The following is a 26,834-nucleotide window of genomic DNA, read 5'->3' as shown; positions in this document are numbered from 1 at the left end:
CGCCCGAGCCATCGCCATTGTGAGGTCGAGCCCGTCCAACGCCGGGTAGGGGTTCCGGAGCGCGTTGGTCTACTGTCGCGCCGCGTCACCAGCAGGACGGCGGGCCGAGTCGTTCTCGGCACGAACAGGGAGCCTGGGGGCGGATTACTCCCAATCCTCACCGTCGAACCTCGGAATGACGACGGCCGAGTATTGAGCCTCTGGGAGGTAGATCACCTCCAGCTCCGTTCCTGGCGCGAGCAGGTGGCCGTGCTCGGGGCTCAGGGTCCGCTGCTGCACCAGCATCCAGGGCGCTCCGCCGTCCACGCCGTCGACCTGGAACGTCATCACGGTGGTGCGCTGGCGGTTGCGGTCCAGGACGCCGGCCTCCGCTTTCACCAGCCGGGCCCGTGCGCGCTGCCCGTGCGTCCAGATGCTCCTGCGCTTCCGGCGCGCCAGTCGCACGACGACGATGACGAGCGACATGGCGGCGACGAATCCGCCCGCCCAGGCAATCCACCCCGTGACGTCGTCATGGCCAGTCATGCAGGCGGGAGCCTACCGCCAACGCGGTGGCGGCGGGAGGCTCCGCGCCAGACGTCCCGTGTCAGGCCGCCTTCTTCAGCATCCCGTTCGGATCGATGACGAACTTGCGCGCCACGCCCGTGTCGAACTCGTGATAGCCGCGCGGCGCGCCGTCGAGCGAGATGACGGTGGCGTTGACGACCTTCGCGATGGGCAGGCGGCCATGGAGGATGGCCTGCATCAGCTGGCGGTTGTAGCGCAGCACCGGCGTCTGCCCCGTGGCGAAGCGGAGCGACTTGGCCCAGCCCAGACCGAAGCGCATGCGCAGGTTGCCGTTCCGTCACATACAGCCCGGGGATGCCGATGGCGCCCGCGGCCCGCGTCACCGCCATCAACGAGTTGAGCACCGTGGCCGGCGCCTCCGTCGAATGCTGCGCGCCATGGCCACGCGCCTCGAAGCCCACCGCGTCCACGGAGGCATCGACCTCGGGGACGCCGACGACGGCGGCGATCAGCTCCTCCAACTTGTCGCTCTTCGTGAGGTCAATGGGCTCGAAGCCCACGGACTTCGCATGGGCCAGCCGCTCCTTGTTCATGTCCCCCACCATCACCACCGCCGCACCCAGGATGTGCGCGGACGCAGCCGCCGCGAGCCCCACGGGCCCGGCCCCCGCGATGTACACGGTGGAGCCCACGCCCACGCCCGCGCTGACGGCGCCGTGGAAGCCCGTGGGCAGGATGTCCGACAGCATGGTCAGGTCGAGAATCTTCTCCATCGCCTGCGCCTTGTCGGGGAAGCGGATGAGGTTGAAGTCCGCGTAGGGCACCATGACGTATTCGGCCTGGCCGCCGACCCAGCCGCCCATGTCCACGTAGCCATAGGCGCCCCCCGCGCGGCCCTCGTTGACGTTGAGGCACACGCCCGTCTGCTGCTCCCGGCACGTGCGGCAGCGGCCACAGGCGACGTTGAAGGGCACGGTGACCAGGTCGCCCACGTTCAGGAACTCGACGTCCTTTCCCTTCTCCACGATTTCGCCGGTGATTTCGTGCCCGAGCACCAGCCCCTTCGGCGCAGTCGTCCTTCCGCGCACCATGTGCTGGTCCGAGCCGCAGATGTTGGTGGTGACCACCTTGAGGATGACGCCGTGCTCGATGGGCTTCCCCTTCGGGTTGGCCAGCTTGGGGTAATCGATGGACTGCACCTCCACCTTGCCGGGACCGAGATAGACGACGCCGTGATTGCTGGGCATGAGCGGGCTCCTCCTGGACTGCGATGCCTGGCTAAGGCTGGGGACCCGATGGGGCGCTGGCACGAGGCCCCGTGAATGCAATGGAGGGGGTGCCTTCCCGTCCGCCGTCCGGGCTGAGGGAAAGGCACGATGGTCACTCCGCCGGGTCCGCCCCACCTTGTGAGGCATGGGTTCAATGGAGGAGGACGCCCCGGAGGTGTCGGCCGCCCTGCTGGAGGGCATCCGAGCCGCCGCGCTCCCCGTGTCGGGCCGCGCTTCGGACCTGGACCCGCTCATCGAGAGCATCGGTGATGCGCGGTTCGTCCTGCTGGGCGAAGCCACACACGGGACACACGAGTTCTACCAGGCACGCGCCACCCTCACCCGCCGCCTCATCGCCGAGCAGGGTTTCCGCGCGCTGGTGGTGGAGGCCGACTGGCCGACCGCCCTGCGCGTCGACACGTTCGTGCGGGGTAACGGGCAGGACACGACGGCCGCTGGCGCCCTGGGCAACTTCCAGCGATTCCCACGGTGGATGTGGCGCAACCGGGAGATGGAGGAGCTGGTCACCTGGATGCGTGCCCACAACGCCACGGTGCCGCCGGAGCAGCGTGCGGGCTTCTACGGCATGGACCTGTACAGCCTTCACGACTCCATGCGGGAGGTGGTGGCCTGGTTGGACACGGTGGACCCGGACGCCGCGCAGCGGGCCCGCGAGCGCTACGCCTGCTTCGACCATTTCGGCCCCGAGCCCCACGTCTATGGCCAGTCCACCACGTCGGGGCAGGCGGACTCGTGCGAGGAGCAGGTCTGGGCCCAGTTCGTGGAGTTGCAGCGGCGGAGGACTCGAGGGCCCGAGGACGCGGACGCCCGCTTCCACGCCGAGCAGAACGCCCGGCTCGTCGCCAACGCGGAGGCGTACTACCGCGCCGTGTATGCGGGCCGGCACGAAGGCTGGAACCTGCGTGACACGCACATGGCGGACACGGTGGACGCGCTCGCGGCGCACCTGTCACGCAGCGGTCCACCGGCCCGGTTGGTCATCTGGGCGCACAACTCCCACCTGGGTGATGCCCGCGCCACGCAGATGGGTGACCAGGGGGAGCTCAACGTGGGCCAGCTCCTGCGCGAGCGGCACGGCGCGGCCACGTACAACGTGGGCTTCACCACGTATACGGGTGTGGTCATCGCCGCGCACGAATGGGACGAGCCCGGCCTGCGACGCCGCATCCAGCCCGCCATGTCCGGCAGCTACGAGCGCCTGTTCCACGACGTGGGCATGCCCGCGTTCCTGCTGCGCATGGCCGAGCTGGGCGAAGCGGCGGGCGGCCTGCACGAGCGCCGCCTGGAGCGTGCCATCGGCGTGGTGTACGCGCCGCGCACCGAGCGGTGGAGCCACTACTTCCACGCGAACCTGCCCGCGCAGTTCGACGCGGTGCTGCACTACGACGAGACGCGGGCATTGCGCCCGTTGGATTCGGATGCCGGGCACGGGGAGGAGGACGCGCCTGACACGTATCCCTTCGGGTTGTGAGGAGGTTAGTTCGCCTGAGCGGGCGCCCTCTCCTTGATGGGGGGCGTCTGCGGCGCGGGCACCTTCGCCGGCGGCCTGCCGGTGGTCGACTTCGGCGGCTTCTGGCTCCGCACCAGGTGCCGCTCGATGCGCCGCTTCACCTCCGGCAGCACGTCGTTGGGGATGGGGATGGAGAGGTTGTACTGGGCAATCTTCCAGGTGTCGGCGTCCTTCACCAGCACGCCGCTGCCGCGGCTGGGGCCCAGGTTGGGCGTGTCCAACGCCTCGTCGAACCAGGCCACCGCGCCATCCTTCGAGAAGAAGATGTGGCGTGACGTCGCCTTGAAGTTCCAGGCCTTGCCCTTGGAGAAGTACGGCTTCGCCCAGGCGTGGAATTCGTCACGGGTCCAACGCTCGGTCGCGTCGGTGCCCAGGTACACCGCGTCGTCGGTGAAGTGGCCGAAGTAGCGCGCCTCGTCCGCGGCGGCGGCGGCCTGGTGCCAGTCATCCAGCACGGCGGTGACAGCGGCCTTCGGGTCCACGGGGGCCGTGTTCGCGGGAGCGGAGGCGAGCACGAAGAGCAGCAAGGAAACGGTAGGCACGCGGAAGACCTCGTCAGGCGGGGCGTTCAAGGTATGAAGCGGCACGGCCCGCCCCGCGTCAAGGCGAACGGGGTGGAGAGAAAGGCACGAAGCGCATGGTCCTCGAGAGTTTCCTGGTGGGTGAGGGCGATGTGCCCACGGTGATGCTGCACGGCTTCCTGGGCACGGGGCGCAATCTGCGCTCGCTGGCGACGGCGTGGAGCGCGGCGGACCCGAGCCGGCGCATCCTCCTGCCGGACCTCACCGGGCATGGGACGTCCCCTGCCCTGCCGGCGAACTCGGACCTCTACAGCATGGCCCGGGACGTGGTGGACACGGCGCGTGCGCAGGGGTTCCAGGGTCCGTTCGACTGGGTGGGGCATTCGCTGGGAGGGAGGGTGACGCTCGCGGCGAGCCTCAATGTGCCGGAGGCCGTCCGGAGTGTGTCGCTGCTGGACATCGCCCCGGGGCCCGTCCCGGGAGACTTGTCGGAGAGTGGCAAGGTGCTGGGCATCCTGCTCCAGGCCCCGTCCCAGGCGGAGAATCGCCGGACGATGCGCGCGGAGCTCACGGGCCGCGGCTTGTCGGAGCCGCTGGCGGACTGGCTGCTGATGAACCTGGTGACCGAGGAGCGCGGCGTGCGCTGGCGCTTCGACCGGCAGGGGCTGGCGGACCTGCACTCGCGCGTGAATGACACGGACCTGTGGGCGGCGGTGGAGCGCAAGGAGGGCCCACCGACGCGTTGCCTTCGGGGTGGCCGCTCGAAGTACGTGAGTGACGCGGACGCGGAGCGCCTGGTGGCCGCGGGCTGCCCGGTGGAGACGCTGCCGGAGGCCGGGCACTTCGTCCACGTGGACGCGCCGCAAGCGGTGTTGGCGTGGCTGCGCTGAGCTACTGCTGAACCTGGAGGATGCGCCAGCCGCGCGTGTCGATGGCGTAGCTGGCGCCGACATCCAGGATGGGCGGGCCGCCGATGTCGCAGGCCTCGCGGCTGGGAATTCGAGTCAGATGCGAACGCCCAGCAGCAGGCCGGGCCACATCCGGACGCCGCCGGGGCCGCGCCCCAACTTCCACTGCGGCAGCCAGCTCACGTTGCGGTCCTCGTCCTGAGACGAAGGGTCATACGCGTTGAGGGACACGCCGCCGAAGAGCGCGAAGCGCCGCTTGAGTTCCCACCCCAGCGTGGCGCGCATCCGGAACAGCGTGTTCTTGGGCCCCGAGCCATAGAAGTTCGGCTGCCAGCTGCCGTACGACAGGTCCACGTCCAGCGAGTAGCGGTCCGCGGCATCCAGCGGGACGTGCACGCCCAGGCCCATGTTGAGGAAGGTCCGCAGCGAGTCCTCGCCAATCCCCACGCCCGTGGTGGCCAGCACGTAGACTGTCCGGCTCCCATACTTGATGCCCACCGACAGGGGCATGACGTCGTCGGCGGAGAGCTCCAGCACGAAGCGCCCCTTGCGCACGATGCTCAAGAAGCCGATGGGCACCGACACGTCATCCGCGATGTTGATGAACCCCAGCTGCACGCCGCGCACCTCGGCCGCCACGTTGATGAGGCCCACCTGCGCGCCCGCGACGTCCCCGGAGATGTTGATGAGGCCCACCTGCGCGCCCGCGAGCCGCTCCGCCAGGTTGATGCCCACGGCCGCCTGCACGCCACGAAGGCGCGCCGCCGCGCGGTTCGCCGTGGTGCTCACCTGGAAGCCCGTGAAGTCCCGCTCGGCCATGTTGAAGACGGCGGACACCTGCCCGCCCGTCCCGCCACCGAAGGCGAGGTTGCCGCCGAACGCCGTCTGGAGACCGAAAATCTCCCCGCCCGCCACGTTCGCGACGCCCGACACCTGGAACCCCTCCACCGTCCCATCCACCCACCCCACGCCGACGGCCACGCCCAACCCCTGAAGCTGCATCGAGCGCACGCCCAACGCGCCCAGCGCCAGATGGTTGCGCCCGCCGCCTCCCCACAGCGCGGTGGTGGCCAGCGGCGGCACCAGTGACAGGTTGAAGGGCACGGAGGGCATGTCACCGAGGACCACCGGCTCACCGGTGGACAGGGCCTCGGCCCGCATGTCCGTCCCGCCTCGGGCCGCCGTGCGGGTGAGTGTCATGGGAACGAAGTGCTCGGCGCGCAGCTCCGAGCCTCCCTTCGGCGACACCGTCAACTCCGCCTCGAGCCGCTGCGAGGGCCGCTCCAGCACGACCTGATAGCGCCCCGCCTCCAGCCCCAGCGCCAGGCGCCGGCCCGCGGGCTTCTGCAGCTCCGCGACCAGCTGGTTGCCCCAGTCGCGCACGAAGAGGCGGCCCTGCACGTCCTCCGCCACCGTGAGCCGCACGCGCGAGGTGCGCAGGTCCGTCAGCACCAGGTCGCCGCTGCCCGCCAGTTGGATGTCATAGGCCGCGTGCTGCGGACCGCCCTGCGTTCGCTCCGTGCGCGCCAGCGTTTCATGGAAGGCGAACTGGTAGGCCTCGTGCAGGGTGACGCGGCCGTCGCCGCTGGCGTCCGCCGCGCCGCGCAGGCCCGTCACCAGGAAGTGCGTGAAGAAGGACGCGCCAATGGCGTCCGACTCCTGCGCCACTTCATCCGCGGAGCTGGAGGCGAGGTACGCGTGGCCCCGCACCTGCGACGCCGCGTCCATGAGGAAGCCCGGCCGGTGCACCCCACCCTTGAAGCGCGTCACCGCGCCGGAGCCGCACGAGTCCAGAATCGCGATGCGCACGTCCACGGGCACCGCGCCCAGCCCCTGCTTCAGCGCCGCGTAGGTCAGCCGCTCACCGCGCGGCAGCAACCCCTCCGCGTCCGAGTGGCCCGAGTAGTAGAGCACCAGCTCGCTGCGAACGCCGTCAGCGGCCGCGGCTTCCACCAGCACCCGCATCCGCTCCAGCGCGCCCAGCAGGCCCTTCCGGTCCGCCTCCAGCAGCAGCACGCGGTCCGCCACCGCCACGCCGCCCAGCTCCCCCAGCACGCGGGACATGGCCAGCGCATCCGAGCCCGCGTAGCGCAGCCGCTCGCGTCCCTCACCGCCCTCGCTGGAGCCCACGAGCAGCGCGAAGCGGCGCAGCGTCACCGGGGGCTCTTCCGCCGGGGGCGGCGTGGCCGCGGCGGACACCGTGGCCCACACGCCCAGGCAGGCGGCGGCCAGCAGACCGCACCGGCGGCCCCATTCCCCAGCAGTGGTGCGTCTCATCATCCGCGTTCCACCCCACGCGTCAGGCCCGGCCCGGCCTCAAGCGAGTCCCCTCGGCATATCTCGACTGAAGGTCGGCGCGCGAGCCCGGCTCACGGACTCCAGAGCGCCCGCCGCACCAACCAGGAACTGCCGCCCCGGCCGTCCCGCACCACCGCCCAGAACGTCACCTCTTGCGCCTGCGCGCCCTCCGGCGGCTCCCACTCCGTGCGGTGCCGGCCCTCCTGCCCGCCGAAGGACGAGCCGCCCGTCTCCTGCGGCGAGAACTCGCCCAGCGTCGCGTGCCACGAAATCCCCCAGCTCTCCCGCAGCGTCACCGCCTCCAGCCGCAGCCCGGGCACCACGTACGTCTCCTGCAAGGCCGCCACGTCCTCGGCCGTCACCACGAAGGGCCCGGCGCCCCGCAGCTCCAGTGGCGCCGCCTCGGCCCAGGCCACGTCGTCCACGCGCAGGCCCGGAATCACCGGCTGCACGTTGGCCCGCATTCCCTCCACCACCGGGCACCAGAAGACCATCAGCTTCTGCGCATACACCCGCTCCTCCCCCGCATGCGTGAAGAGGACCAGCGGCATGCGCAGGCCGCCCAGCCCCAGGTAGGGGTCCAGCTCCTGCACCCGCTCGAGCAGCGGCGTGTCCTCGGCCAGCGTAGCGGCGCCCGGGCGGATGCTGAGCGTGAGCTCACCGGGCGCGGTGGTGCCCTCCGCGAGCAGCACGCGGTTGGATTCGTTCGCGCACGTCCGGTCCTCGGGGTCCGCGCACGCCCACAACGTGTACTGGATGGGACGGCCCTCGCCCGCCGGGTCCACCAGCAGCGCGCGGTATGTCACGGGCTCGGAGAGTTCATCCAGCGTCGCTGGGGTGAGCTCACAAGCAGACGCCATGAACTCCGGCGGCTCCGTGGCGAGGCCGAGCACACGGAAGTCGTGGACGCGCGAAGGCTGGTCCTCGACGTCGACACACGCGGTGGCTCCCAGCAGCAGCAACAGGCCGCCATACTCGAGCAGGGTCTTCATCTCAGAAGCTTCCTTTCACACCCACCACGGGGAGGATGGGGATGCCCGGCACCTCGTACTCCCGACGGAACCGGTAGTCGTTGAAGACGAACTCGACGTTCTTCGCGTTGTAGAGGTTCTGCACGTCCAGATAGGCCGTGAGCGTCCAACTCTGGAACCGCCAGCTCTTGTCCACGCGCACGTCCAGTTGGTGGAAGCCGCCCGTGCGGTCGGAGAAGTAGGGACCGAACGTCGCGTTGTAGCGGTTGCGGTCCGCGTCGTAGACGTCATAGCCGCTCGCCAGCGGCGTCATGGGCCGGCCGCTGGTGTAGCGGAAGCGGCCGCCCAGCTCCCAGCCGTCGCCCAGCACATAGCCCGCCACCAGCGTGAGGATGTGCGTCTGGTCCCAGGGGCTGAGGCCATAGGTGGAGTCGTCCGGCACGCTGCCGCCACCGAAGGCCCCTCCGCCCTGGGGCAGCGGCCCCGTGCGCCCGTCCTCCGCGCGGCTGAAGGTGTACGAGAGCCAGCCGGACCACTTGTCCGTCGCGGAGGCGCGCTCCTTCTTCAGCATCACCTCCACGCCATACGCGCGGCCGATGCCGTCGTTGGAGTACGGCAGCGTGAAGACGCCGCCGCCCTCGTTGGTGACGAGCTGGCCGGGCGACACGATGTTGTTGAAGCGGCGGTTGAAGAAGCCGGTGACGTCCACGTTGAGCACGTCGGTGATGCGGTGCTCCACGCCCAGGCTGCTCTGGAACGCGCGTTGGTAGGCGAGGTCCGGGTTGCCGTAGGGCAAGGAGATGAAGCGGAACGTCTCCGGCGGCTGGCTGTAGAGGCCCAACGAGCCCTTGAGGTTGGTGCGCGAGGTGGCCGCGTAGCGGACCCACAGCCGGGGGTCCAGCGCCAGGTTCCGCGTGTTGCCCACCGACTGGAGGTTGCCGCGCACGCCCGGCGTGAAGGTGAAGCGCCCCACCAACAAGTCCGCTTCCAGGAAGAGCGCGCCGTCGAAGGCGTTCAGGGCAATCTGCTCCTCCAACTGCTGGCCCACCGGCTCGGCCCCGGGGAAGGGCACGTACTCGATGCCGCCCGGCGCGGGGAACGACACGTCGTAGCGCTCGTGCTCGAAGACGATGTCCAGACCCGTGCGGAGGGTGAGCGCGGAGGACAGCTCGATGCCCAGCACCTCGCGGGCGCCCAGCGTGTACGTCTTGCCTTCCTGCCGCGCGAGCCCGAAGTCGATATCGTTGCGGTCCATGCCGACGAAGGGCGTGAACACGGACCACATCGCGCCCTTGCGGTAGGTCCAGTCGCCCTTCACCCGGTGGAAGTTCATGCGCGTGTCCAGCTCCAGGTCCCGCTCCGTCTTGGGGCCGGTGGACACCACGCGGAGCTGGTCATCACTGCCGAAGGCCATGATGTAGCCGGAGCTGCGCGCGCCCCCGGCGGCCACGGTCGTGTCGTCGTTGGGCGAGCCCCGCTTCGCGCCGAAGTCCACGCGCAACTGGTAGTCCCAGTAGCGCGGCACCACGGAGAGCGTGCCCCCCTCCGATTCCGGCAGGACGGCGGGCAGAATCGCGTCGATGTAGGAACGGCGCGCGGCGGCGGCCACGCTGATGCCATCCGTAATCGGGCTCTCCAGGAAGAAGCCCGCGTCCAGCAGGTCCACCTTCACCGAGCCATGCAGCGTGTCCGAGGCGCCCTTGCGCGTGCCCACCTCGACGATGCCGCCCACCGCGCGGCCGTACTGGCTGCCGTAACCGCCCGGGAAGAAGTCGAGCTGGTCGATGAACTCGGCGTTGACCACCGAGGGTCCGCCGAGCAGGTGGAACAGGAGGGGGATTTGGACCCCGTCCATCATCGTCGACGTCTGGCCCGGGTTCGAGCCACGCACCAGCAGCTCACCAGAGATGAAGGGCGCGCGCGCCACGCCCGGCAGCGACTGGATGACGCGGATGGGGTCTCCAAAGGAGCCCGGCGTCTTCTGCGCCTCCTCGCGGGTGATGGTGCGGCGCACCACCTCCTTCTTCGGCCGGTCGGAGCGCACCACCGTCTCCAGGCCGCCGCCCGAGGGCGCGAGGTAGAAGTTCACCTCCGTCGTCTCGTTCGGCTTCAGCTCCTCCTTCGTCTGGTAGAGCTGGAAGCCCGTGGCCACCACGCGCACCTCGCAGGTGCCCGCGGGCACCTCGAGCGTGAAGCGGCCGTCCTCGTCGGACATCACCTCGGGCGCGTCCGGGTCGTCGCCGCAGCGCACGGTGGCGTTGGGCACGCGCGAACGGCTGCCGCGGGAGATGAGCTGGCCGGTGAGCGTGGCCTTGGGCTGCTCGGCCTCCGCGGCCTCGGCGCCCGCCTCCGGCTCCGGCGCGGTGAGGGTGAAGTGGTAGACGTACTCCACCTGCACCGGCGCGGGCACGCCGTCGACCTCGGCGGGCGAGAAGCGGAACTGGCGCACCGCCGCGATGGCCGCCTCGTCGAAGCCGTGGCCCACCGGCTCGGTGGGCAACACCTCGGCGACGGAGCCGTCATCCGCGATGGTGATGATGAGCCGCACGGACGCGGTGAGCCCCTGGGCGAGCGCCTCGGGCGGGTACTGCGCCTCCACCTGCTGCACCAGTTCGGGAGGCTTGGTGATGGTGGGCTGGGCCTGCGCCGCAGGTGGCGTGGCCGCGTCCGTGGGTGGCGCACCAGCCAGGGGTGCCTGCGCGAGCACGGGCGCCGCCAGCAGGAGCGAGGCCGCGACGAGCGCGCCTCGGGCTTTCAGGGTGGAGGACATGGCGTGTCCAAGCATACGGGTGAGGGGGTTGCCGCTCCCGCTGAAAGAGAGACGGAGCGATGGCGAGGTGGAATCCCGGCAATGCCTGTGGGGATGGGTACCCCTGACATGCCGGGCACGCCCGTGCTCCGCCGCTCTCCCAGCGGGAGTGGCGACATCAATCGAGCAGGAAGGTGTACGAGTATTTCATCTCCGTGGAGACAGGCTCGCCGCCCTTGATGGCGGGCTTGAAGCGGAAGCGGCGGATGGCATCCCTCGCCGCCTCGTTGAGGCCGTAGCCGGGCCCCTTGAGAATCTTCACCGCCACCACCTTGCCCTCGTGGTCGATGGTGATGGAGAGCGTGACGGTGCCCTCCACGCCCGCGCGGCGCGCTTCCTCCGGATAGGGAATCTTCACCTCGGAGGCCACCGTGGGCTCGGAGTCCACCTGGTAGATGGGCGCGTACTTCGGCGCGCTGTACGCCTTCACCTCCTGGGGCGCCTTCGCCGTGGGGCCCGTCCTTCCGTAGAGCGTGTTGCCCACGGGCGCCGCGAAACCTCCAGCGCTGGTGGTGGAGGACATCGACAGGCCCACCACCAGGGGCGCGGGCTTCGCTGACGGCGGCGGCGTCTCGTTGGGGGGCGGCGGCGCGTCCACGGGCGGTGGTGGCAGCGGCTTGGGGGCCTCGGCCACCTTCACCGGCGGCGGCTTCACCACCCTGGGCTTGGGGGGTGGCGGCTTGGGCGGCTCCTCCGGCTTCGGCGCCTCGGGAGGCGGCGGGGGCGGCTTCTGCACCTCCACCATCACCATCTCCACGGGACGCTTGGGCACGGGGCGCGAGCGCGAGTCGCCCTCACCCAGCGCCCAGAAGCCGCCGACGTGAATCCCCAGCGACACGAGCAGAAAGGCGCCCACCACGACCAACGAGCGGTCGTGCGTGGACGTCGTGGGACTATTTTCGAGGACCGCCTGGCTCATGCGCTGATGCCTCGCTTCAGGGCGCGGGGGCCGTGGCCGAGGGGGCCACGTCCTTCTCGATGTTGAGCGCGAACTTGGCGATGCCCTGGCCCTTCACCACGTCGATGAGCCGCATGACGCGTCCGTAGGGCAGCGACTGGTCGGCGCTGATGATGGCGCGCGTCTCCTTGTCCTTGGCCACCGCCTCGGCGACCTTCGCCTCCAGCTCCTTCTCGGTCATCTCGGTGCCGTCGAAGAAGAACTTGCCCTCCTTGTCCAGCACCACGTTGACCAGGCCCTGCACCGTCTCACCGCCGTTGGCCGCGCGGGGCAGGTCCACCTCCACCGTCTCACGGACGATGAAGTTGGCCGTCACCATGAAGATGATGAGCAGCACCAGCACCACGTCCACCAGCGGCGTGACGTTGATGCCCGTGATTTCGTCGTCGTTGTCCTGCGCGCCGCCCGCCATGGCCTAACGGGCCTCCGAGCGAAGACTGCCCACCAGCGCGTGGCCCAAAGCATTGGCGCGGCTGGTGAGCGTCTTGAGCTGACGGCTGAAGACGTTGAAGGCCACCACCGCCGGAATCGCCACTGCCAGACCCACGGCCGTGGCGACAAGCGCTTCGGAGATGCCGGCCATGACGGTCTGCTGCATGGCCCCGCCGCCGCCCTGGGCGTTCATCTTCCCCAGGTCATTGAAGGCCTTGATGATGCCCAGCACCGTGCCGAACAGACCGATGAACGGCGCGTTGTTGCCCAGCGTGCCCAGATACGACAGGAAGCGCTCGTAGCGCGGGCGCTCACGCGACAGGGTGGAGGCAATCACCTGCTCCACCGTGTCCGCGCCCTGGTCGGCGCACGCCAGCCCTTCGCGCAGGATGGCGGCCTCCATGCCCTGACGCCCCTGGATGGCGGCTTTCACCGCGTCCAGCTCACCGCGCGACAGCCGCACCGCCAGGGCCTCCGAGTCCGGCAGCCGGTGACGGGCGAAGTACACCGTGCGCTCCAGCATGATGGCGATGGAGAGCACCGACAGGCACACCAGCACCCACAGCACCCACTCCGCGGACGTGAGTGTCACCCCCAGCAGCTTGCTGCTGAGCCACCCCAGTTGCTCCGGGTGGGCCTGGGCGAAAACGGCGATGGACGGCATGGTGTCTTTCCCCTCGCGAAACACGTTGGCGCGACCAGAACACCGGGCCCGAATTGAAGTGTCACCTGGTGGTCGGATTTTTTCCGGGCCCCCCTGACGGCGAGGGGTCAGAATGCGCGCCATGCGAGGAAAAACGGTGGTCGTCACGGGCGCCTCGGCGGGCATTGGCGAGGCGCTGGCGGTGGTGCTGGCCGGACGCGGCGCCAACCTGGTGCTGGCGGCACGCAACGAGGAAGCGCTCCAGCGGGTGAAGGCCCGGTGCGAGTCGGCCGGCGGGCGCGCGGTGGTGGTGCCCACCGATGTAGGTGACGCGGAGGCCTGCCGCCACCTGGTGGAGCGCGCGGTGGAGGCCTTTGGCGGCATCGACGTGCTGGTCAACAACGCGGGCGTGACGATGGACGCGCGCGTGGACGAGGTGAAGGACCTGTCCCTCTTCGACCGGCTGATGCGCATCAACTACCTGGGTGCGGTGTACTGCACCCACCACGCCCTGCCCCACCTCAAGGCCCGGCGCGGGCTGGTGGTCGCCGTGTCGTCCCTCACGGGCAAGACGGGCGTGCCCAACCGCAGCGGCTATGCGGCCAGCAAGCACGCCATGCACGGCTTCTTCGACTCACTGCGCATCGAGCTGCGCGGCACCGGCGTGGACGTGACGGTGGTGTGCCCCGGCTTCGTCGCCACCAACATCCGCGACAGCGCGCTGGGCGCGGACGGCCAGCCCGTGCGGCAGAGCAAGCACGACGAGAGCGCGGGCAACATGGACGTGGACACCTGCGTGGCCATCATCCTCCGCGCCATGGAGCGGCGCGAGCGCGAGGTGGTGATGACCACCAAGGCCCGCGTCGCCCAGTTCCTCAAGCTGGTGGTCCCGGGCGTGGTGGACCGCATCGCCGCAAAGACCATCCAGGACCGGCAGCGCTGATTCGCGCGGCTCAGGTGGCCGGCGGAGGCGAGGCCGGCCGCTCCACGCGCGTCAGCAGCCCGGTGATTCCCTCGAAGGAGGCGTTGCCCACCTGGTGCAGGCCGAAGCCCCAGAGGAAGGCCGTCATGCCCGCGCCGAAACCACCCCACGTGGGCGAGAAGACATTGAGCAACTGAAGCCCCAGCGCCACCGCCACCGTGGTGAGCAGCGCCAGCACGCCCAGCTCCACCAGCCACATATGACGCGGCGACGGCAGCGGCATGCCCTCGAAGTCGCCCAGCGCGGGCGCCCCTCCGGCGGGCGCCTCCGGCAGCGCGAGGATGCTTCCACCGCTGGGCGCGGTGGGAGGAGGCACGGAGGGCGCCCCGTCGCCCCCGTCGTCCGACGCGAGCGATTCCAGGTGGAAGCTCTTCGCCATCCGCTGGGACTGGCTGGCGGAGACAAACCGGACGCGCGCCTCGCCGTACTTCCCCGCGGCCTCGTGCGACGACTCCGCCACCAGAAGACCCATGGCTTCGCGCAGGAGCGCCTCCACCTCATCGAGCGCCTGCGTCTGCGCCTCGGACTCACTGACGTGCCGCGCCTCGTCCACCGCGCCGCGCAGCTCCACGATGAGCTGGCGCACATAGGCGGCATGCGCGCCCTGGTACATGCGGACGGCATCATCCACGCTGGTGTTCGCACGCTCGCGGGCTCGCTCCAGCAGTGTGTTCACCTGCCGGGTGAGGGCATCCCACTCCTCCTCCGTGAAGCCTCGCGGCGGCGTGCGGGACGCCAGGGCCGCGGACAGCTCCTCGCAGAGGATGTCGAAGTACGAGCGGCGAGCGAACTCCAACTGGCGCCGGGCGGCGTCCAGCGCGCCCCGCGCCAGCTCCTCCCGCACGGTCGACAGAAGGGACAGCAGTTCGTACTTGAGCCGGAAGCCCAGCGAATCCTCACCGTGCTGCTCCACCAGCGTCCGCGCCTGACGGTCGATGTCCTGCAACCGCGCCTCCAGCCCGGCGCGCGCCAGTCCGTCCACGTCCAGCTCCCGCACCTTGGCGGCGAGGCGGTCCAGTTGCTCGGTGGCGGTGTCCTCCGTGCGCAGCGCGCCTTCCACTTCCGCCAGCAACTGGCTCGCCTGCTCCGGACGCAGCTCGGCCGGGAGCGCGTCCAGCTTGCGTGACGTGTCACACCACGCGCCATACAGCCGTAGACGAGGCTCCAGCGCGGTCAGGTCCCCGTCGCGCACGCGGATGCCTCGCACCGGCCGGCGAATCTCCGACGCGAGCCCGTCCACCTGGCCCAGCATCACCTGCCCCACCTCCCGCGCCCGAGCCCCCTGCCCGCTCACCACGGCCTGAAGCCGGCGGTGCAGCTCCATGACCCGCTGCAAACGCAACGTCCGGGGCCGGATGCGCTGCGAATACAGGCGCACGCCGAACGACGACACGGCCCCCGCCGCGATGAGCAACGCGCCCCACAACCAGGGCGAGCTCACCCACAAGGTGAAGGGCTGCTCCACCGGCATGCCCGAGCGCACGGACAGGCGCACGGTGCCGGTGTACTCGCCCGGACCGTCCAGGCCCCGCAGGTTCAAGAGCAGCGCGCCGCTCCCATGCGCGCTCACGGGAATACCGCCGTCCACCGACGTGACATCCAGGTTGCCGCCATCCGGCTTCCCGCCCTCCAGCGCGAAGCGCACGCTCTGGAAGCGCGGCTGGATGAGGGCCGAGTCCATGTCCGGCGCCTTGCGCTGCAGTTGGAGCAACTGGGGCACCGACACGACACCGCCCACGCCCGCCGTCTCCTTGAACGGCAGCCGCACGGTGGCGTCGATGGAGCCCCAGCCCCAACCCGCGGACGTCACCGCCGGCGACGTGGCAATGAACTGCACCGCGGGCACCGCCTGCACGCGCGTGACGATGAGCGCGGTGGTCTCCCGCCCTTGCGCATGCACCAGCACCACATGGCCCGTGTAGTCACCCGTGACGGGCAGCCTCCCGGTCAGCTCGACGTGGATGGGGCGCCGCGTGGAGATGGGCACCGTAGCGCTCCCGGCCTCCGCTTCCTTCACCACCGCCTGCAACGCCACCTGCACGCCGTCCTGGGCTTGGAGCGGATCCACCAGCACCGTCACGCCGCCGGGCAGCTCGCCGTCCACACCTCTCACCACGCCGCCGGCCACGGCCACGTCGCCGACCCCCTCCGGCGCGCTCAGCAAATCCACGCGCAGCACGTGCCGGAAGTCCTCCGACGCTGTCCGCAGCTTCACCTCGTTGCTGGCGGAGGCACCCGCCACGCGCAGCGAGGGCTCAGCACTGGCCCTCCAGGGAAGGACGAGCAACAGGAGCAGGGCCGGAAGACGCACGAGCCCCCACGCGGAGTGGGTGACGGCGGGACGGGTGCCAGCGGAATGCATTCACTGACTGTATCAGGCGCCCCCCATGCCTCCACTTCGCGCCCCTACCCCCACCCCAGCTGGCTCAACATGCTCCCGGACAGGCTGCCGCGGATGGTGTCGATGGGGATGCCCTCGTTGTGTCCCACCGACACGGACGGGACGCGGGGCCCACCGCTGTGATGCAACGCGGCCAGCCGCAGGTCCTGGGTGAAGCAGGGTGCCCCCGAGGAGCCCGGCCCCGTGCACGCGCGGTACGCCACACGCGTGCGGCCCGGATTGACGCCCAGGAACTCATCGAGCGCGACGCTCATCGGCTGGCCCGCCGGGTGCTGGACGATGAGCACCAGGCTGCCGGGCGTGAAGGACTCCCGCGAGTCGGGCAGCTCCAGCCAGCCTCGGGTCTCCCCGTCGACCAGGTCCTCGCCGGGGACACCCGCTACCTCGAGGAAGGCGTAGTCCAGCTCGCCCGACGTGGCATCGCGCGGACGCGGGTGCATCAGGTCCGCGGGGCTGTAAGGACTGCGCGCCAGACAGCGCGTCACGCGGTACACCGTCCCTGGATGTAGCAGTGTCCCGTCCTGGAGGACCTTGCGGCCGAAGCGCACCCGTAGAGACTCCAGCAGCCTGTTCTCGATGACGTGGAAATTGGTGAGCACGACGTTGGGCGACACCAGGAAGCCGGTGCCCAGCGCCGCGCCCACCTCCGGCTCCACGCGGCACACCTGCCGCTCGATGGACGTCAGGCGCTTGCGCCAGTGCTCACGCTCGGCGTCCGCCCGGCCGCTGCCGAAGATGCGCTCCAGTCCGACACGGGGGATGCTGCGCTGGACGGACGCAAGGTACACCTGCACGAAGCGTTGGAGGCGAGGGTGTCGGGGCAGGGCCTGGTAGGCGCCGCGAATCAGCTCGCGCAGCCAGCCCTCCGCCTCCGCCATGTGGATGAGCGTGAAGACGCGCTCACGCAGCCCACCGGAGACGCCCAGCGCTTCCAAATCCCTGCGGCAGGTGGCGGCCACGACCCGGCGAAGGTGCTCTACCGAGGCAAACGCGCTCGTCAGCACCCGCTGTAGCTCGTCCCTCTCCGCACCGTCGAGCTCCATGCTTGCCACCCACGACGAAACAACCCTGGGAGCGGTTGCGACTCCGTGTTGCTGCTGGGAAATCTGTGCATCCCCTGCGTGGGTGCCCAGTTGGGAGCGCGGACTACATTTCTTGGAGGCCCGTGAAGTCACCACGAGTCGACACATAACGCGCCCCCCAGCGCCAGGGCAGTGGCCCGGGGGGCAGGAAGTGACAGCGACCTCTCCTCAGCGAACGGCCCACGTAGCGGGGGGTACGTAGGACACCAGGTCAGGGCGCGACAGGGTCATCAGCGACGACGCGCCTCCCTGGAGCGTACCCGCCAGCGTCGGGATGACGCGGAAGCGCGCCTGGAAGGGCTCGCCCGGCCCTCGGGGATGAAGCCGCAGCGTCACCGCGCCATCCTCGCTCTGCCAGGACGCCACCTTCCCTTCACGCACGAGCGCCTCCAGGCTGGCGGTGTCCACCTGCACGCCCGCGGGCAGCCCGTGGCGAATCACCAGCGGCAGGCCCGACGGCGTGGATGCCTGGAGCGTCACCTCCGACGGCTGCCCCACCTTCGCGTCCGAGGGCACCTGCACGGACAACTCCATCCCGGCCTGTGCCTGCTGCGTCCACGGCACCGCAGCGCTCAACGCCAGCGCGAAGCCCAACCCGGGCACCGCGGGCTCCGCGCGCACCGTCCAGGTATGCGCGCCGCCGGAGCCCGGAGCCGCCGCCTCCAGGGACAGCACCTCACGCAGGGCCTTGGCGTCGAAGGTGCCCTCGGTAATGACCTGGCCGTCCCGCTCCAGCACCACCCGCACCTGGGCGGGCAACGGCTCGCGGAAGAGGGACACCACGGCCTGCAACGCCAGGCGGTTGGCGCGCCCGTTGCCCCAGCCATTCACCGGCTCGTAGCTGGCGAGCAACGCGGCGCCCAGGTCCGCCACGGGTGCCTTCGCGTCGCCCTCCAGGGCCAGCACGGCCAGCGCGGTGGCCTCGGCCTCCGTCGGCGTGCCGCCCGTGGCGTCCACCACGCCCTCCTCCACGGGCAGGAACGCGGCACCCTCGTCGCGCCGCTGCACGGCGTCCCGCACCTGCTCGCGCAGTGAGTCCCGCAGCGAGCCCGTCACCGCGCCGCTCGCCAGCAGCGCCGCCGCAGTGTAGCCATCCTTGACGTGCGCCCGGTTGCGCTCCAGCGCACCCGAGGCCCGCGCGGTGAAGAAGGCCGCGCGGCGCTTGCCCTCCGGCGTCACCGCCGCCGCGTTCACCGCGCGCGTGCAGTCCGCGGTGGCCACCAACAACCGCTGGAGCGTCCAGCCGGCGCCGCCCTGGCAGGTGCCATCCGGAAGCTGCGCCGCCGCCACCTGCGCGGCCAGCCGCTCACCCAGGCGGGCCAGCACGGGGTTGTCCGGATGCGCCAGCGCGCCCTCCGCCAGCAGCGCCGCCGTGGCCACGTCCGGCGCCCGGCTCCACCGCAGCGCGCGCTGGGTCGCCCGCATCAGCCCCGCCCGTACCGACTCCACGTCCACTTCACCGGACTCCGGAGGCACGGGCGCCTTCAGCCGCTGCCCGGGCGTGCTTAGCGCCTTCAGTGCCTCCGCGGACCGCGTCTCGCCCAGCGCACTCAGGAGCTCCGGCGCGCGGCCCGCCAGCAGCAGCGAATAACCCACGCCGGCCGCGTCCTCGCGCCCGCTCGCGTTCAGCAGCTCCGAGCGCAGCACGCCCAGCCCGCCGGGGAACACCCGCACCCGGACGCGCTCGCTTCCCGGCTGCGCGTCCACGGCCCCGGTGAGCGACAGCGAGCGCGGCGCCGCCAGCGTGCCACCGCGCGTCTCCACCACCGGCCGCCCCGTGGCCCACACGGGGAAGTCCCGCACCACCGCGTCGGTGGCGCCCAACGCCGCGCGCACCGCCACCTGGCCCGGCGTGGACACCCGCACCGTCACGTACTCCACCACGCTGCCGTGCGCCGGAACGCGCACGGTGCGGCTGCCGCCCTCCACCAGCGCGCCCGGCACCTCCACCTTCAAGGGCGCCTCCACCGCCGCGTCCGTGGTGTTCATCACCTGCACCGGCATCCGCACGGCGTCGCCCGCGCGCAGGAAGGCCGGCAGCACCGGGTCCACGTACGTGGGCAGCGTGCCCGTGAAGGACGTCACCGCGCCGGACTGCGCGCCCGAACGCGAGTGCGCCAGCGCCAGCACCCGCCACTGCGTGAGGCGGTCCGGCACGCGCACCGGCACCGTCGCCGCGCCGGACGCGTCCGTCACCACCAGGGGCTCGAAGAGGAACGTCTCCGGGAACCAGGCACGGCTGGGCGTTGCGTCTGCCTCCGCGCCGCCCCCGCCCTTGCGTGCATCATCCTTGACCACGACGGCGCGGGCACGGCGGGGCTCGTTCGCGAACCCGGGCATCCCCCCTTCTACTTCCATCTCTATCTGCGGCTCCGCCATGACCGGCGGGGGGGCCATCACCGCTTGCACCTCGTCGTACGCGGAGTTCTCACCAAAGGAGCGGAGACTCTTCGACGCCTGGGGCGCGGACGCACCCGCCAGCGCGTCAGCGGATGAGCCGAACAGGCGCCGCATGTTGTCACCGAAGAGCGCCACGAACATGACCAGTCCCACCAGGCTCGCCAGGGAGCACCCCACCCCGGCGAAGAACGAGCGATTCATGGCGCCTCCCGGGCAACCCAAGCGTTCCAGTTCTCCACGTCCTCCGGCAGCCGCGTGCCGCTGGACACCACCCCGCGGGTCGGTGAGGGCCAGCAGGTCCACGGGCAGCCGCGACAGCTTCAACCGGCGGCCAAAGGCATCCCTCACCTTGTCGCCGCGATTCTCACACGCCGCCAGCGCGCCCTCCCACAACCGGGCCATGCCCGCCGGGTCCAGCGTCTGCCCTTGCGGCGCCTTCTCCTCCCAGGCGCGCACCTGCGCGTGCAGCTCCGCCAGCACGGCGTAGAAGGGTTCGGTCAGCTCCGACTCCGGCTCGAAGGCCGTCACCGCGTTCACCGTCACGCGGGGCTCCGTGTGCTCGCGCCGAGGTACATCGCTCACCCGCAGCACCGCCGCCGACGCCGCGTTTGCCCCGCGGATGCGGCCCATGGCCAGCGCCTGACCGTCCAGGACACCGAAGGCGGGCAAGGCCACCGTCGGCACGGGCCGCAGCTGCCCCAGCGCGTCCGGCCCTGGCAGAGGTGCCAGCTGCGCCAGCGTCTCATCCACGCCGAAGAGACCCACCGCCGCCGGACCGTCCTGGCCATCCACCCGCGTCTGCAATTGGAGCCGGGCCAGCTCGCCGGGAGCGTAGCGCTGCTTGTCCGGCGTCACCTCCACGGAGAGCTGCGCGCGCGGCACCACGTACACCCGGCCCTGCGCGCCCTCCCAGTACGTCATCGCCCAGCCCTCGAAGTCCTCGGGCAGCTTGAAGCGGACCGAGCGCGTCGCCTTGTCCACCTTCTCTTCCATCCGTTGGTTGCCCGCCTGGAGCACCAGGGCGTCGGGCAGCGGGCCCTCGAACTGGGGACCGCGCATCAGCTCGATGCGGACCTCCTCGCCGCCGCGCGCCAGCACGGGCGTGGCGCGCAGGCGCGTGGGTGGTACCTCCGCCGGACGCAGCACCAGCTTCGTTTCGCCTACGACCTCACCGCCCTGCGTGCCGCTCACCTTCAGCTCGTAGCCCAGGAAGGTGGTGGCCTGGGAAACGGCCTGGCGCCCCTTCTCCCCCGACGGACGGGCGGTGAGGTGCCCCACGCCCAGGGCGTTCTGCCGATACTCGGCCTCGGGCAGCCGGACGCGCGCGAAGCGCTCCTGGATGCAGGGCAGGGCGGACGCGGCCAGCGCGTTCGACTGCTTCGGCAGTGTCACCCACGTCAGCGACTCCAGGCCCCGCTTCCCCAGCCGCCAGCTCAACGCCGCGGGCAGCGGGGCTTCCATTCCCAGGTCTCGCGGCAGACACGTGCGCGCATCGAGGGCCGCGTCGGACAGCGCGGCCACCAGCATCTCAGGGGCGCCAATGGCCGCCTCCACCTCCACTTCCAACTCCGGCAGGCCCGGGTCCATGATGGCCAGGCTCACCTGGAAGACCCGCTCACGCCCGGCGGGCAGCACGCGGGTACGCAACGCCGAGGCCACGCAGGCGGGCAGTGCGCCCTCCTCCCCAGTCACCACGTCCACCACCGCGCCCGAAGCACTCACGCGCAGGCCGAGCGCGACTTCCATCTCTCCATCCTCACGCGTCACGAAGCGCGCACAGGGCTCGAGCGCGGCCAACCCCTTCTCCAGCGCGAGCAGGTCCTCGAGCGAGGCCTCCGTCTCCGGCGCCAGCAGGTTGCGCGTCTGGCCCAGCCGCACCGTGGGCTCGGGCGGCGGCGGGCGCACGGGCATGGGCGGCACCACGACATTGACGGGAGGCCCGGGGTCCAGTTGGAAGACGGCCACGCCGTCCTCGTCCGTCAACGCGCGCACGCCTTCGTCCCGCGGGTCCCAGGCGCGCTTCACCGTCAACTCCGTGCCCGGCAGCACCTGCCCCGCGGCCGTCGTCGCGCGTACGTAGACGCGGTTGTTGAACCCCGGCGCCAGTCCACCCTCCACCTCCGTCACCGCCGACACCTGCAGCGCGTCCTCGGACAGCAGCAGCGACACGCCGCCTTCGATGCGGTCTCCCGCCGCGTCCCGCGCCACCAGACGCGCCACCAACTGGGCCTGTCCGCGCAGGTCCATGGGCACGCGCGGCAGCGACAGGCGGAAGCGCCCCGCGGCGTCGGTGCGCGCGCGGTCCGGCAGGCCTCCCGCATGCCATTCCGTGGGCGCGGGCCAGTCACCGTGGATGTTCCACGTCAGACCCACCTCGACGTCGGCCACCGGCGCGCCCGAGGCATATGTCACCTGCCCATCCACCACCGGCACCTCGTCCGCACGCCAGAAGGGCCGGGCGCTGCGCGCCTCCACGCGGAAGCGCGGCAGGGTGAAGGGCTTCACTTCGAAGGACGCCGAGGCCTGTGCCCCGCCGCTCACCCAGCTCACCGTCCAGCTCCCTTGCGGCGCGCCCCGGTCCAGCGGGAAGCGCCCGGCCACCACGCCCCAGGGGCCGGCCGGCGCGCGCTCCTCCAACACCACTTCGCCGGTGGAATCCCGCACCACCCACGTCCCCGGCCGCCCATCCAACGGCGCCAGGTCCTTGGCCCTCAGCACCACCGCGCGGAAGAGGACCTCGTGGCCCGGCTCGTACAGGGGCCGGTCCGTCAGCACGTGCGCCAGGGCATTGGCATACAGCGGCAGCGGCGCATCCACGGAGTCCGTGCCCAGTGGCGAGGTGACGCGGGCCCGGAGCTGGTAGTCACCGTCCGGTACCTCCGGCAGCACCACCCGGGCCGACAGGCTTCGGTCGTCCTGGGTGCGCTTCCAGTCCGTCTCCTTGGACAGTGGAAGCGGTGTCTCCTTCCCCTCCCCATCCACCAGGAACACGGCGGCCGTGCCCTTCGTCACCGGGGCCTTCATCAGCTGGCCGGACTCCGGATGCGGCGCCAGCGCATGCGTCACGACCATCACCTGGCCCGTGTCGCCGCGCGCCAGGCCGGAGCCATGGACTTCCACCACCTGGCGGAACTGTCCGTCCGGACAGCTCGGCACCTTCACTCCTCGCAGGACCCAGGCGGAAAGGCAGACGTCCCAGGAGGCAAAGGCTACCGCGCCCCCCACGAGCAACGCAGCCAGTCCTCCCCCCAGCAGCCGGCGGCGCCGGAAGCGGATTGTCATCGGTTCTCCCCTTCCCTCCACTCTATGCCGGGAAGCCGAGGCCCTGACGAGTCCCCCCGTTCTTCGCGTGGCTCAATGCGGTGCGCTAGGGTCGCCGCTCCTTGCCAGCGCCCAAACCCAAATCCCGCCCGCCCCAGGACGCGCTTCCCGCGCGCCTGGAATCGCTCCTGGAAGCCCTGACCGACCGGCATCTCGCGGACCGGCTGGAGCGCGTGCACCGCGCGGCGGCGGTGGCCATCGACCGGCTGGGACACTTGAGCATCGCGAAGTACGAGCCCACGTCGGTGGAAGCGGACGGCGGCGCGGACCTGTCGCTGTGGGAGACGATGGCGCCGGCCATTGGCGACACGCTGGTGGGCGTCAACCAGCTCGTCAGCGCCGTCCACCAGGAGTTCCCGCCCCCCACGCGCTCGGCCGGGCTCGGCGACGGTGGCTGGGCCCCGCCGCCGGCCAGCTCGGATGAGCGGCTGGCGCAGGAGGTGGAGGCGGTGCTGCACGCCATCGCGGACCGGCTGGCCCGCCGCGTGGCGGAGCTGGGACAGCAGATGCGCCGCCCGGAGGTGGTGAGCGACCGCTGGACGCTGATGGCCGAGCTGCAGGCCTTCCGCGCCGACTTCCGCGTGCGCATTGGCGACCTCGTGTACCTCACCGCCTCCGCCTTCGCCGACGTGCGCCGCGAAGAGGTGGTGCCCGGCTACGCCCACCAGGTGGGCGCACGGGCGGCGCTGCGCGCGGCCGCGGCGGACCTGCGCCGCTCCCTGCAAGGCCGGCTGGAGCGCGCGGCGAAGGCGGAGCCCCGCGCGCGCCCCGCGCTGGCACGACAGGTGGCGGAGAGCCTGTCCGCCTTCGTATCCCTTCCCGCGTCAGTGGCGCTGCGCACGCCGCAGAAGCACCAGGTGCTGGAGCTGCGCGCGAGGCTGCTGGACACGGCCACCCAGGCGGAGCTGGCGCCGGACGCGCTGCCGGGGCTGGTGGAGCCCTACCTCACGGCGCTGGATGAGCAGATGGAGGAGGTGACGCGCACCTGGCTCGTCGTCCACGACCGCGCGGTTTGGGCCACCTGCGGCATGAAGCTGGAGCAGGCGGACATGCACCTGACGCTGGGCTCGCGGGGCGCGGAGCGCGTGCTCGCGGAGGCCGTGGAGGCGGCGGGCGCGCTCCAGGGCCGCTCGCCGCCGTTCGACGTCTTCCTGCGCAAGGCGCGACAGGAGGCGGGCGACGGACTGGAGGAGGCAGGGGCGCGGGAGCTGCTCGGCCGGTTCCGGGAGCGGCTCGCGGCCCTGCCCTTCAGTTGAAGCGGGATTACGGCTTGGTGCCTTCGGACTTCGCGCCCTCGGGCAGCGCGGGCGATTCGGGCTTCGGCGGGAGGATGCGCAGCTCGTCGTAGCGCGCGGCCAGCGTCTCCGGCGTCATCTCCTCCTGCCACTGCTTGGGGTTGGTGTTCCAGCCGAAGTCGGCCGGCACCTTGCCGCCGCCCTGGCTGGCGTAGCCAATCATGTCCGGGAACTGCTTGGACCAACGGCCCGCGGGGTCCGGCTCCTTGGTGATGAGCTGGCGGTTGGGACGGTGAAGGAAGGGCTTGGGTGCGTCACTCATGGCCCGTAGCCTCTCCGAAAGCAGCCCGCGAGGGTAGAGGGAAGACGCGGAGCCTCAGGCCGCCCGGCGGGTCCGCTTGCGGCGCCCGGCGCTCGCCGGCGGCAGCACGCGGGGGCCCATTTCGAACACCGCGGCGAAGAAGCGGGCCTGGGCCTCACTGCCATACCGGTACCGGCGCACGGCCCCGGCCCACGTCTCCACCTCCACGCCCCAGCCTCGCCGGTCATGGAGGAGCTCCACCCGCAGCACCCCACCCATGCCGTCACCCTCACCCTGTGCATCCATGCCCCGGGCCCTTGAAATCCCCGTGCCAGGGCGTTCACGCGACATCACCGGGTTGCGGTGTCGGCCACCCACCAAAGCGCGGCGAGCCCGTAAGGAATGCAGGAGGGCTCGGCCGCCTGCCTGCCTGATGGGCCATGCCCGACCGGGGGACACCTCAGGTCGCCTTGTGCCCCGCGATTCCTGCGTTAACTCAGAAGCATGACTCAATTCGAGAGCAACACCGGCGAGCGGTTCGCCGAATTCGTCCTCCCCGACGGCTGCGTGCTCTGCGGTGGAGAGGTGACTGTGCGTGCCTCTCAGGCGGGTGCGCACAGCTATTGCCCGCGGTGCCACTGGCTGTCCAAGCCCAGCATGCGCGTGCGCGACAACGGCGTGGAGCTGTCCTTCGCCACCACCGTGCTCGCCTGAGCACGCGCCGCCTCACGGCGGCAACATCGTCTCCGACAGCAACAGCGCCAGCAGCGCCGCCTTCTCTCCCTGTCCGAGGCGCAGCACCTCCTCGGGCAGGGACAGGGAGACGGGGCCCGGCTGGAGCGTCGTCCCAGGCTGGCAGGTGCGCCAGCCCGAATACCCTTCTCCCGTCACGGACAGCGTGTAGTTGCATCCGCCCATGGCGCCAGCGATGGCGAAGGGCGCGATGACGAGGCTCGACGGCTGGCTGGCGAAGTCTCCCTCCAGGCGCAGGCCCGGCTCCGGCGTCCTTTCGAGGACGCGGAGGTCGACGGTGCCTTCCCCCACGCGTCCGAGCAGGTTTCCGCTGGCCCATCCGACATCCACGTCACTGCCACGCACCTGTCCCACTAGCGCAGCGCCGCGCTGACGCAGCTCGATGCCGGGCCCCCGCACGACGCCGCCCTCCTCCAGGGACAGCGCCACCGACTGCGAGCCCGCTTCGAGCCGCAGCGGTCCTCCCTGCCCGGTGACGGAGACCTGTGCCCGCGCGGAGGGCGCGAGCGTCAGGCACAACACGCCCAGGATTCCGATGACACCTCGTGGCCCGGTTTCGCTCCGCGACACATGACACCTGCTTTCGGCGGGTACTCTGCCCGAAGGTGAGGCTCCGCCGAAGCCGTGGCAGGGCCAGTGGACCTGGCGCGCTCACGCCGGGACTGGAGAGGTCCCGGGAAGCGAGCGCGGGGTCCGTGGCTCAGTGGCCGCCGTAAGTACCGCTCGCGGCGGGCACCGCTTCGGGCTCGCGCTCGCGCGTGCGCTCGGATTCATCCCAGGCGCGGCCGTCCTCGTAGCCCCACTCGTCGACGTCCACCTGGTAGCTGACCTGCGACAACAGCCGGCCCCGGCACAGCTTCGAGTCCCAGTTGCCCTCCGCCAGCGAGCTGTTGGCGCGGGAGAGCAGCTCGCGCATCACCCACTCCGGGACGATGTCGCGGTCCGCGGGGTACGCGAAGCGGAAGAACATCAGGTGCGAGAGCAGCACCTCCCAGTACCGGTCGAAGCGCGCCAGCAGCCGCGGCCAGTCGAACGTGCGCCCCGTCTTCAGGAGCAGGTGCGTGAGTTCGTGCCCGTCGAAGCGCTCGCGCTCCAGGACGAAGGCCTTGCTCCAATAGATTTCCTCCGCCGGAGGCACGTTGCACGCGCAGTTCAGCAGCCGGGCGCGGACCGCGTGCTCGAACCAGCCGTCGTCAACGACGGTGATGCCATTGCCGGACGCGAAGATGAGGTCGACGAGGAAGTCGTCCCAGAAGGCCTTGTGCAGCCAGCCGTGGACGTTGCTCTGCGTGCTCCAGCCATTGCGCGCGAGCACCTCCAATGCGCGGTCCGCGTCGTCCTTGCGGATGAACAGGTCCAGGTCCTTCGTGTCGCGATAGATGCCCGTGTAGTGGGCGAACGCGTAGGCGCCGCCGACCAGGAACGGGATTCGCGCGTCAGACAACAATTGGATGGCATAGGCCCGTGCGCCCAGCTCGGCGACCGGCCGCCGAACCTCCATCCGCCGTGGGTC

Annotated in this window: 21 protein-coding genes and 1 pseudogene; 5 read left to right on the top strand and 17 right to left on the bottom strand. The window is 71.0% G+C overall.

All coding sequences use genetic code 11. The annotated features are described in order from the left end of the window. Nucleotides 1–144: 144 nt before the first annotated feature. Complete coding sequence (locus tag OZ403_RS04265; RefSeq protein WP_140797240.1) at nt 145–525, bottom strand: hypothetical protein; 381 nt, start codon at nt 523–525, stop codon at nt 145–147. Continuing rightward, complete coding sequence (locus OZ403_RS04260; protein WP_268783531.1) at nt 522–1,754, bottom strand: alcohol dehydrogenase catalytic domain-containing protein; 1,233 nt, start codon at nt 1,752–1,754, stop codon at nt 522–524. Before OZ403_RS04260 ends, OZ403_RS04265 begins: the two co-directional genes overlap by 4 nt. A gap of 166 nt (nt 1,755–1,920) precedes the next feature. Between OZ403_RS04260 and OZ403_RS04255 the strand changes: the two genes are divergently transcribed. Beyond that, nucleotides 1,921–3,267: an erythromycin esterase family protein gene (locus tag OZ403_RS04255; RefSeq protein WP_140787518.1), complete on the top strand. Its 1,347-nt coding sequence runs from the start codon at nt 1,921–1,923 to the stop codon at nt 3,265–3,267. Between the two features lie 5 nt (nt 3,268–3,272). On the opposite strand, the gene OZ403_RS04250 is transcribed toward OZ403_RS04255, so the two are convergent. Further along, nucleotides 3,273–3,893, bottom strand: a complete 621-nt coding sequence (locus OZ403_RS04250; protein ID WP_140797239.1) for a nuclear transport factor 2 family protein — start codon at nt 3,891–3,893, stop codon at nt 3,273–3,275. A 50-nt stretch (nt 3,894–3,943) separates the two neighbouring features. Between OZ403_RS04250 and OZ403_RS04245 the strand changes: the two genes are divergently transcribed. Beyond that, on the top strand, nt 3,944–4,717 hold the full coding sequence (locus OZ403_RS04245; protein ID WP_140787514.1) for an alpha/beta fold hydrolase: 774 nt from the start codon (nt 3,944–3,946) through the stop codon (nt 4,715–4,717). Nucleotides 4,718–4,831: 114 nt separating this feature from the next. Here the strand turns inward: OZ403_RS04245 and OZ403_RS04240 are convergent, their stop codons facing one another. The 6 genes from OZ403_RS04240 to OZ403_RS04215 all read right to left on the bottom strand — a co-directional run bounded on the left by OZ403_RS04240 (nt 4,832) and on the right by OZ403_RS04215 (nt 12,867). Further along, a complete protein-coding gene (locus OZ403_RS04240; protein WP_268783530.1) occupies nt 4,832–7,015 on the bottom strand; it encodes a caspase family protein in 2,184 nt (727 codons plus the stop codon). An 89-nt stretch (nt 7,016–7,104) separates the two neighbouring features. After that, nucleotides 7,105–8,025 (bottom strand): hypothetical protein, encoded by a 921-nt coding sequence (locus OZ403_RS04235; protein ID WP_268783529.1) that lies wholly within the window; start codon nt 8,023–8,025, stop codon nt 7,105–7,107. A 1-nt stretch (nt 8,026) separates the two neighbouring features. Continuing rightward, nucleotides 8,027–10,789 carry a TonB-dependent receptor gene (locus OZ403_RS04230; protein WP_268783528.1) on the bottom strand — a complete coding sequence of 921 codons (2,763 nt, stop codon included), beginning with the start codon at nt 10,787–10,789 and terminating at the stop codon, nt 8,027–8,029. A 142-nt stretch (nt 10,790–10,931) separates the two neighbouring features. Beyond that, nucleotides 10,932–11,732 (bottom strand): energy transducer TonB, encoded by an 801-nt coding sequence (locus tag OZ403_RS04225; protein ID WP_140787506.1) that lies wholly within the window; start codon nt 11,730–11,732, stop codon nt 10,932–10,934. A gap of 16 nt (nt 11,733–11,748) precedes the next feature. Next, nucleotides 11,749–12,183 (bottom strand): ExbD/TolR family protein, encoded by a 435-nt coding sequence (locus OZ403_RS04220; protein WP_140787504.1) that lies wholly within the window; start codon nt 12,181–12,183, stop codon nt 11,749–11,751. A gap of 3 nt (nt 12,184–12,186) precedes the next feature. After that, complete coding sequence (locus tag OZ403_RS04215; RefSeq protein WP_011550941.1) at nt 12,187–12,867, bottom strand: MotA/TolQ/ExbB proton channel family protein; 681 nt, start codon at nt 12,865–12,867, stop codon at nt 12,187–12,189. 112 nt (nt 12,868–12,979) lie between these two features. Between OZ403_RS04215 and OZ403_RS04210 the strand changes: the two genes are divergently transcribed. Beyond that, nucleotides 12,980–13,789 (top strand): SDR family oxidoreductase, encoded by an 810-nt coding sequence (locus OZ403_RS04210; protein WP_140873226.1) that lies wholly within the window; start codon nt 12,980–12,982, stop codon nt 13,787–13,789. Between the two features lie 10 nt (nt 13,790–13,799). On the opposite strand, the gene OZ403_RS04205 is transcribed toward OZ403_RS04210, so the two are convergent. The 4 genes and pseudogenes from OZ403_RS04205 to OZ403_RS39620 all read right to left on the bottom strand — a co-directional run. After that, on the bottom strand, nt 13,800–16,190 hold the full coding sequence (locus OZ403_RS04205) for a hypothetical protein (protein WP_268783527.1): 2,391 nt from the start codon (nt 16,188–16,190) through the stop codon (nt 13,800–13,802). A 44-nt stretch (nt 16,191–16,234) separates the two neighbouring features. Next, complete coding sequence (locus OZ403_RS04200; protein ID WP_140853051.1) at nt 16,235–17,272, bottom strand: effector-associated domain EAD1-containing protein; 1,038 nt, start codon at nt 17,270–17,272, stop codon at nt 16,235–16,237. 207 nt (nt 17,273–17,479) lie between these two features. Beyond that, a complete protein-coding gene (locus tag OZ403_RS39625) occupies nt 17,480–19,933 on the bottom strand; it encodes an alpha-2-macroglobulin family protein (RefSeq protein WP_442929803.1) in 2,454 nt (817 codons plus the stop codon). Nucleotides 19,934–22,273: 2,340 nt separating this feature from the next. Then, nucleotides 22,274–22,735 (bottom strand): annotated as a pseudogene (locus tag OZ403_RS39620) (MG2 domain-containing protein); the annotation flags it as partial. A 359-nt stretch (nt 22,736–23,094) separates the two neighbouring features. On the opposite strand from OZ403_RS39620, the gene OZ403_RS04190 reads away from it, so the two are divergent. Next, the gene (locus OZ403_RS04190) at nt 23,095–24,288 is read left to right on the top strand and encodes a hypothetical protein (protein ID WP_268783525.1); all 1,194 of its coding nucleotides are present in this window, start codon (nt 23,095–23,097) and stop codon (nt 24,286–24,288) included. Between the two features lie 7 nt (nt 24,289–24,295). Here the strand turns inward: OZ403_RS04190 and OZ403_RS04185 are convergent, their stop codons facing one another. Further along, nucleotides 24,296–24,589, bottom strand: a complete 294-nt coding sequence (locus OZ403_RS04185; protein WP_268783524.1) for a hypothetical protein — start codon at nt 24,587–24,589, stop codon at nt 24,296–24,298. A 54-nt stretch (nt 24,590–24,643) separates the two neighbouring features. Continuing rightward, nucleotides 24,644–24,874 carry a hypothetical protein gene (locus OZ403_RS04180; RefSeq protein WP_268783523.1) on the bottom strand — a complete coding sequence of 77 codons (231 nt, stop codon included), beginning with the start codon at nt 24,872–24,874 and terminating at the stop codon, nt 24,644–24,646. A 198-nt stretch (nt 24,875–25,072) separates the two neighbouring features. Between OZ403_RS04180 and OZ403_RS04175 the strand changes: the two genes are divergently transcribed. After that, the gene (locus OZ403_RS04175) at nt 25,073–25,282 is read left to right on the top strand and encodes a hypothetical protein (protein WP_011550932.1); all 210 of its coding nucleotides are present in this window, start codon (nt 25,073–25,075) and stop codon (nt 25,280–25,282) included. A 12-nt stretch (nt 25,283–25,294) separates the two neighbouring features. Here the strand turns inward: OZ403_RS04175 and OZ403_RS04170 are convergent, their stop codons facing one another. Next, a complete protein-coding gene (locus tag OZ403_RS04170) occupies nt 25,295–25,891 on the bottom strand; it encodes a hypothetical protein (protein ID WP_140797229.1) in 597 nt (198 codons plus the stop codon). Nucleotides 25,892–26,021: 130 nt separating this feature from the next. Beyond that, the gene (locus tag OZ403_RS04165; RefSeq protein ID WP_174258643.1) at nt 26,022–26,822 is read right to left on the bottom strand and encodes a nucleotidyltransferase family protein; all 801 of its coding nucleotides are present in this window, start codon (nt 26,820–26,822) and stop codon (nt 26,022–26,024) included. Nucleotides 26,823–26,834 lie beyond the last annotated feature (12 nt).

The organism is Myxococcus sp. NMCA1 (assembly GCF_026810205.1).
Lineage (GTDB): Bacteria > Myxococcota > Myxococcia > Myxococcales > Myxococcaceae > Myxococcus > Myxococcus xanthus_A.
Note: the sequence above shows the minus strand (reverse complement) of the source record. Positions and strands in the feature narration are given on the sequence as shown.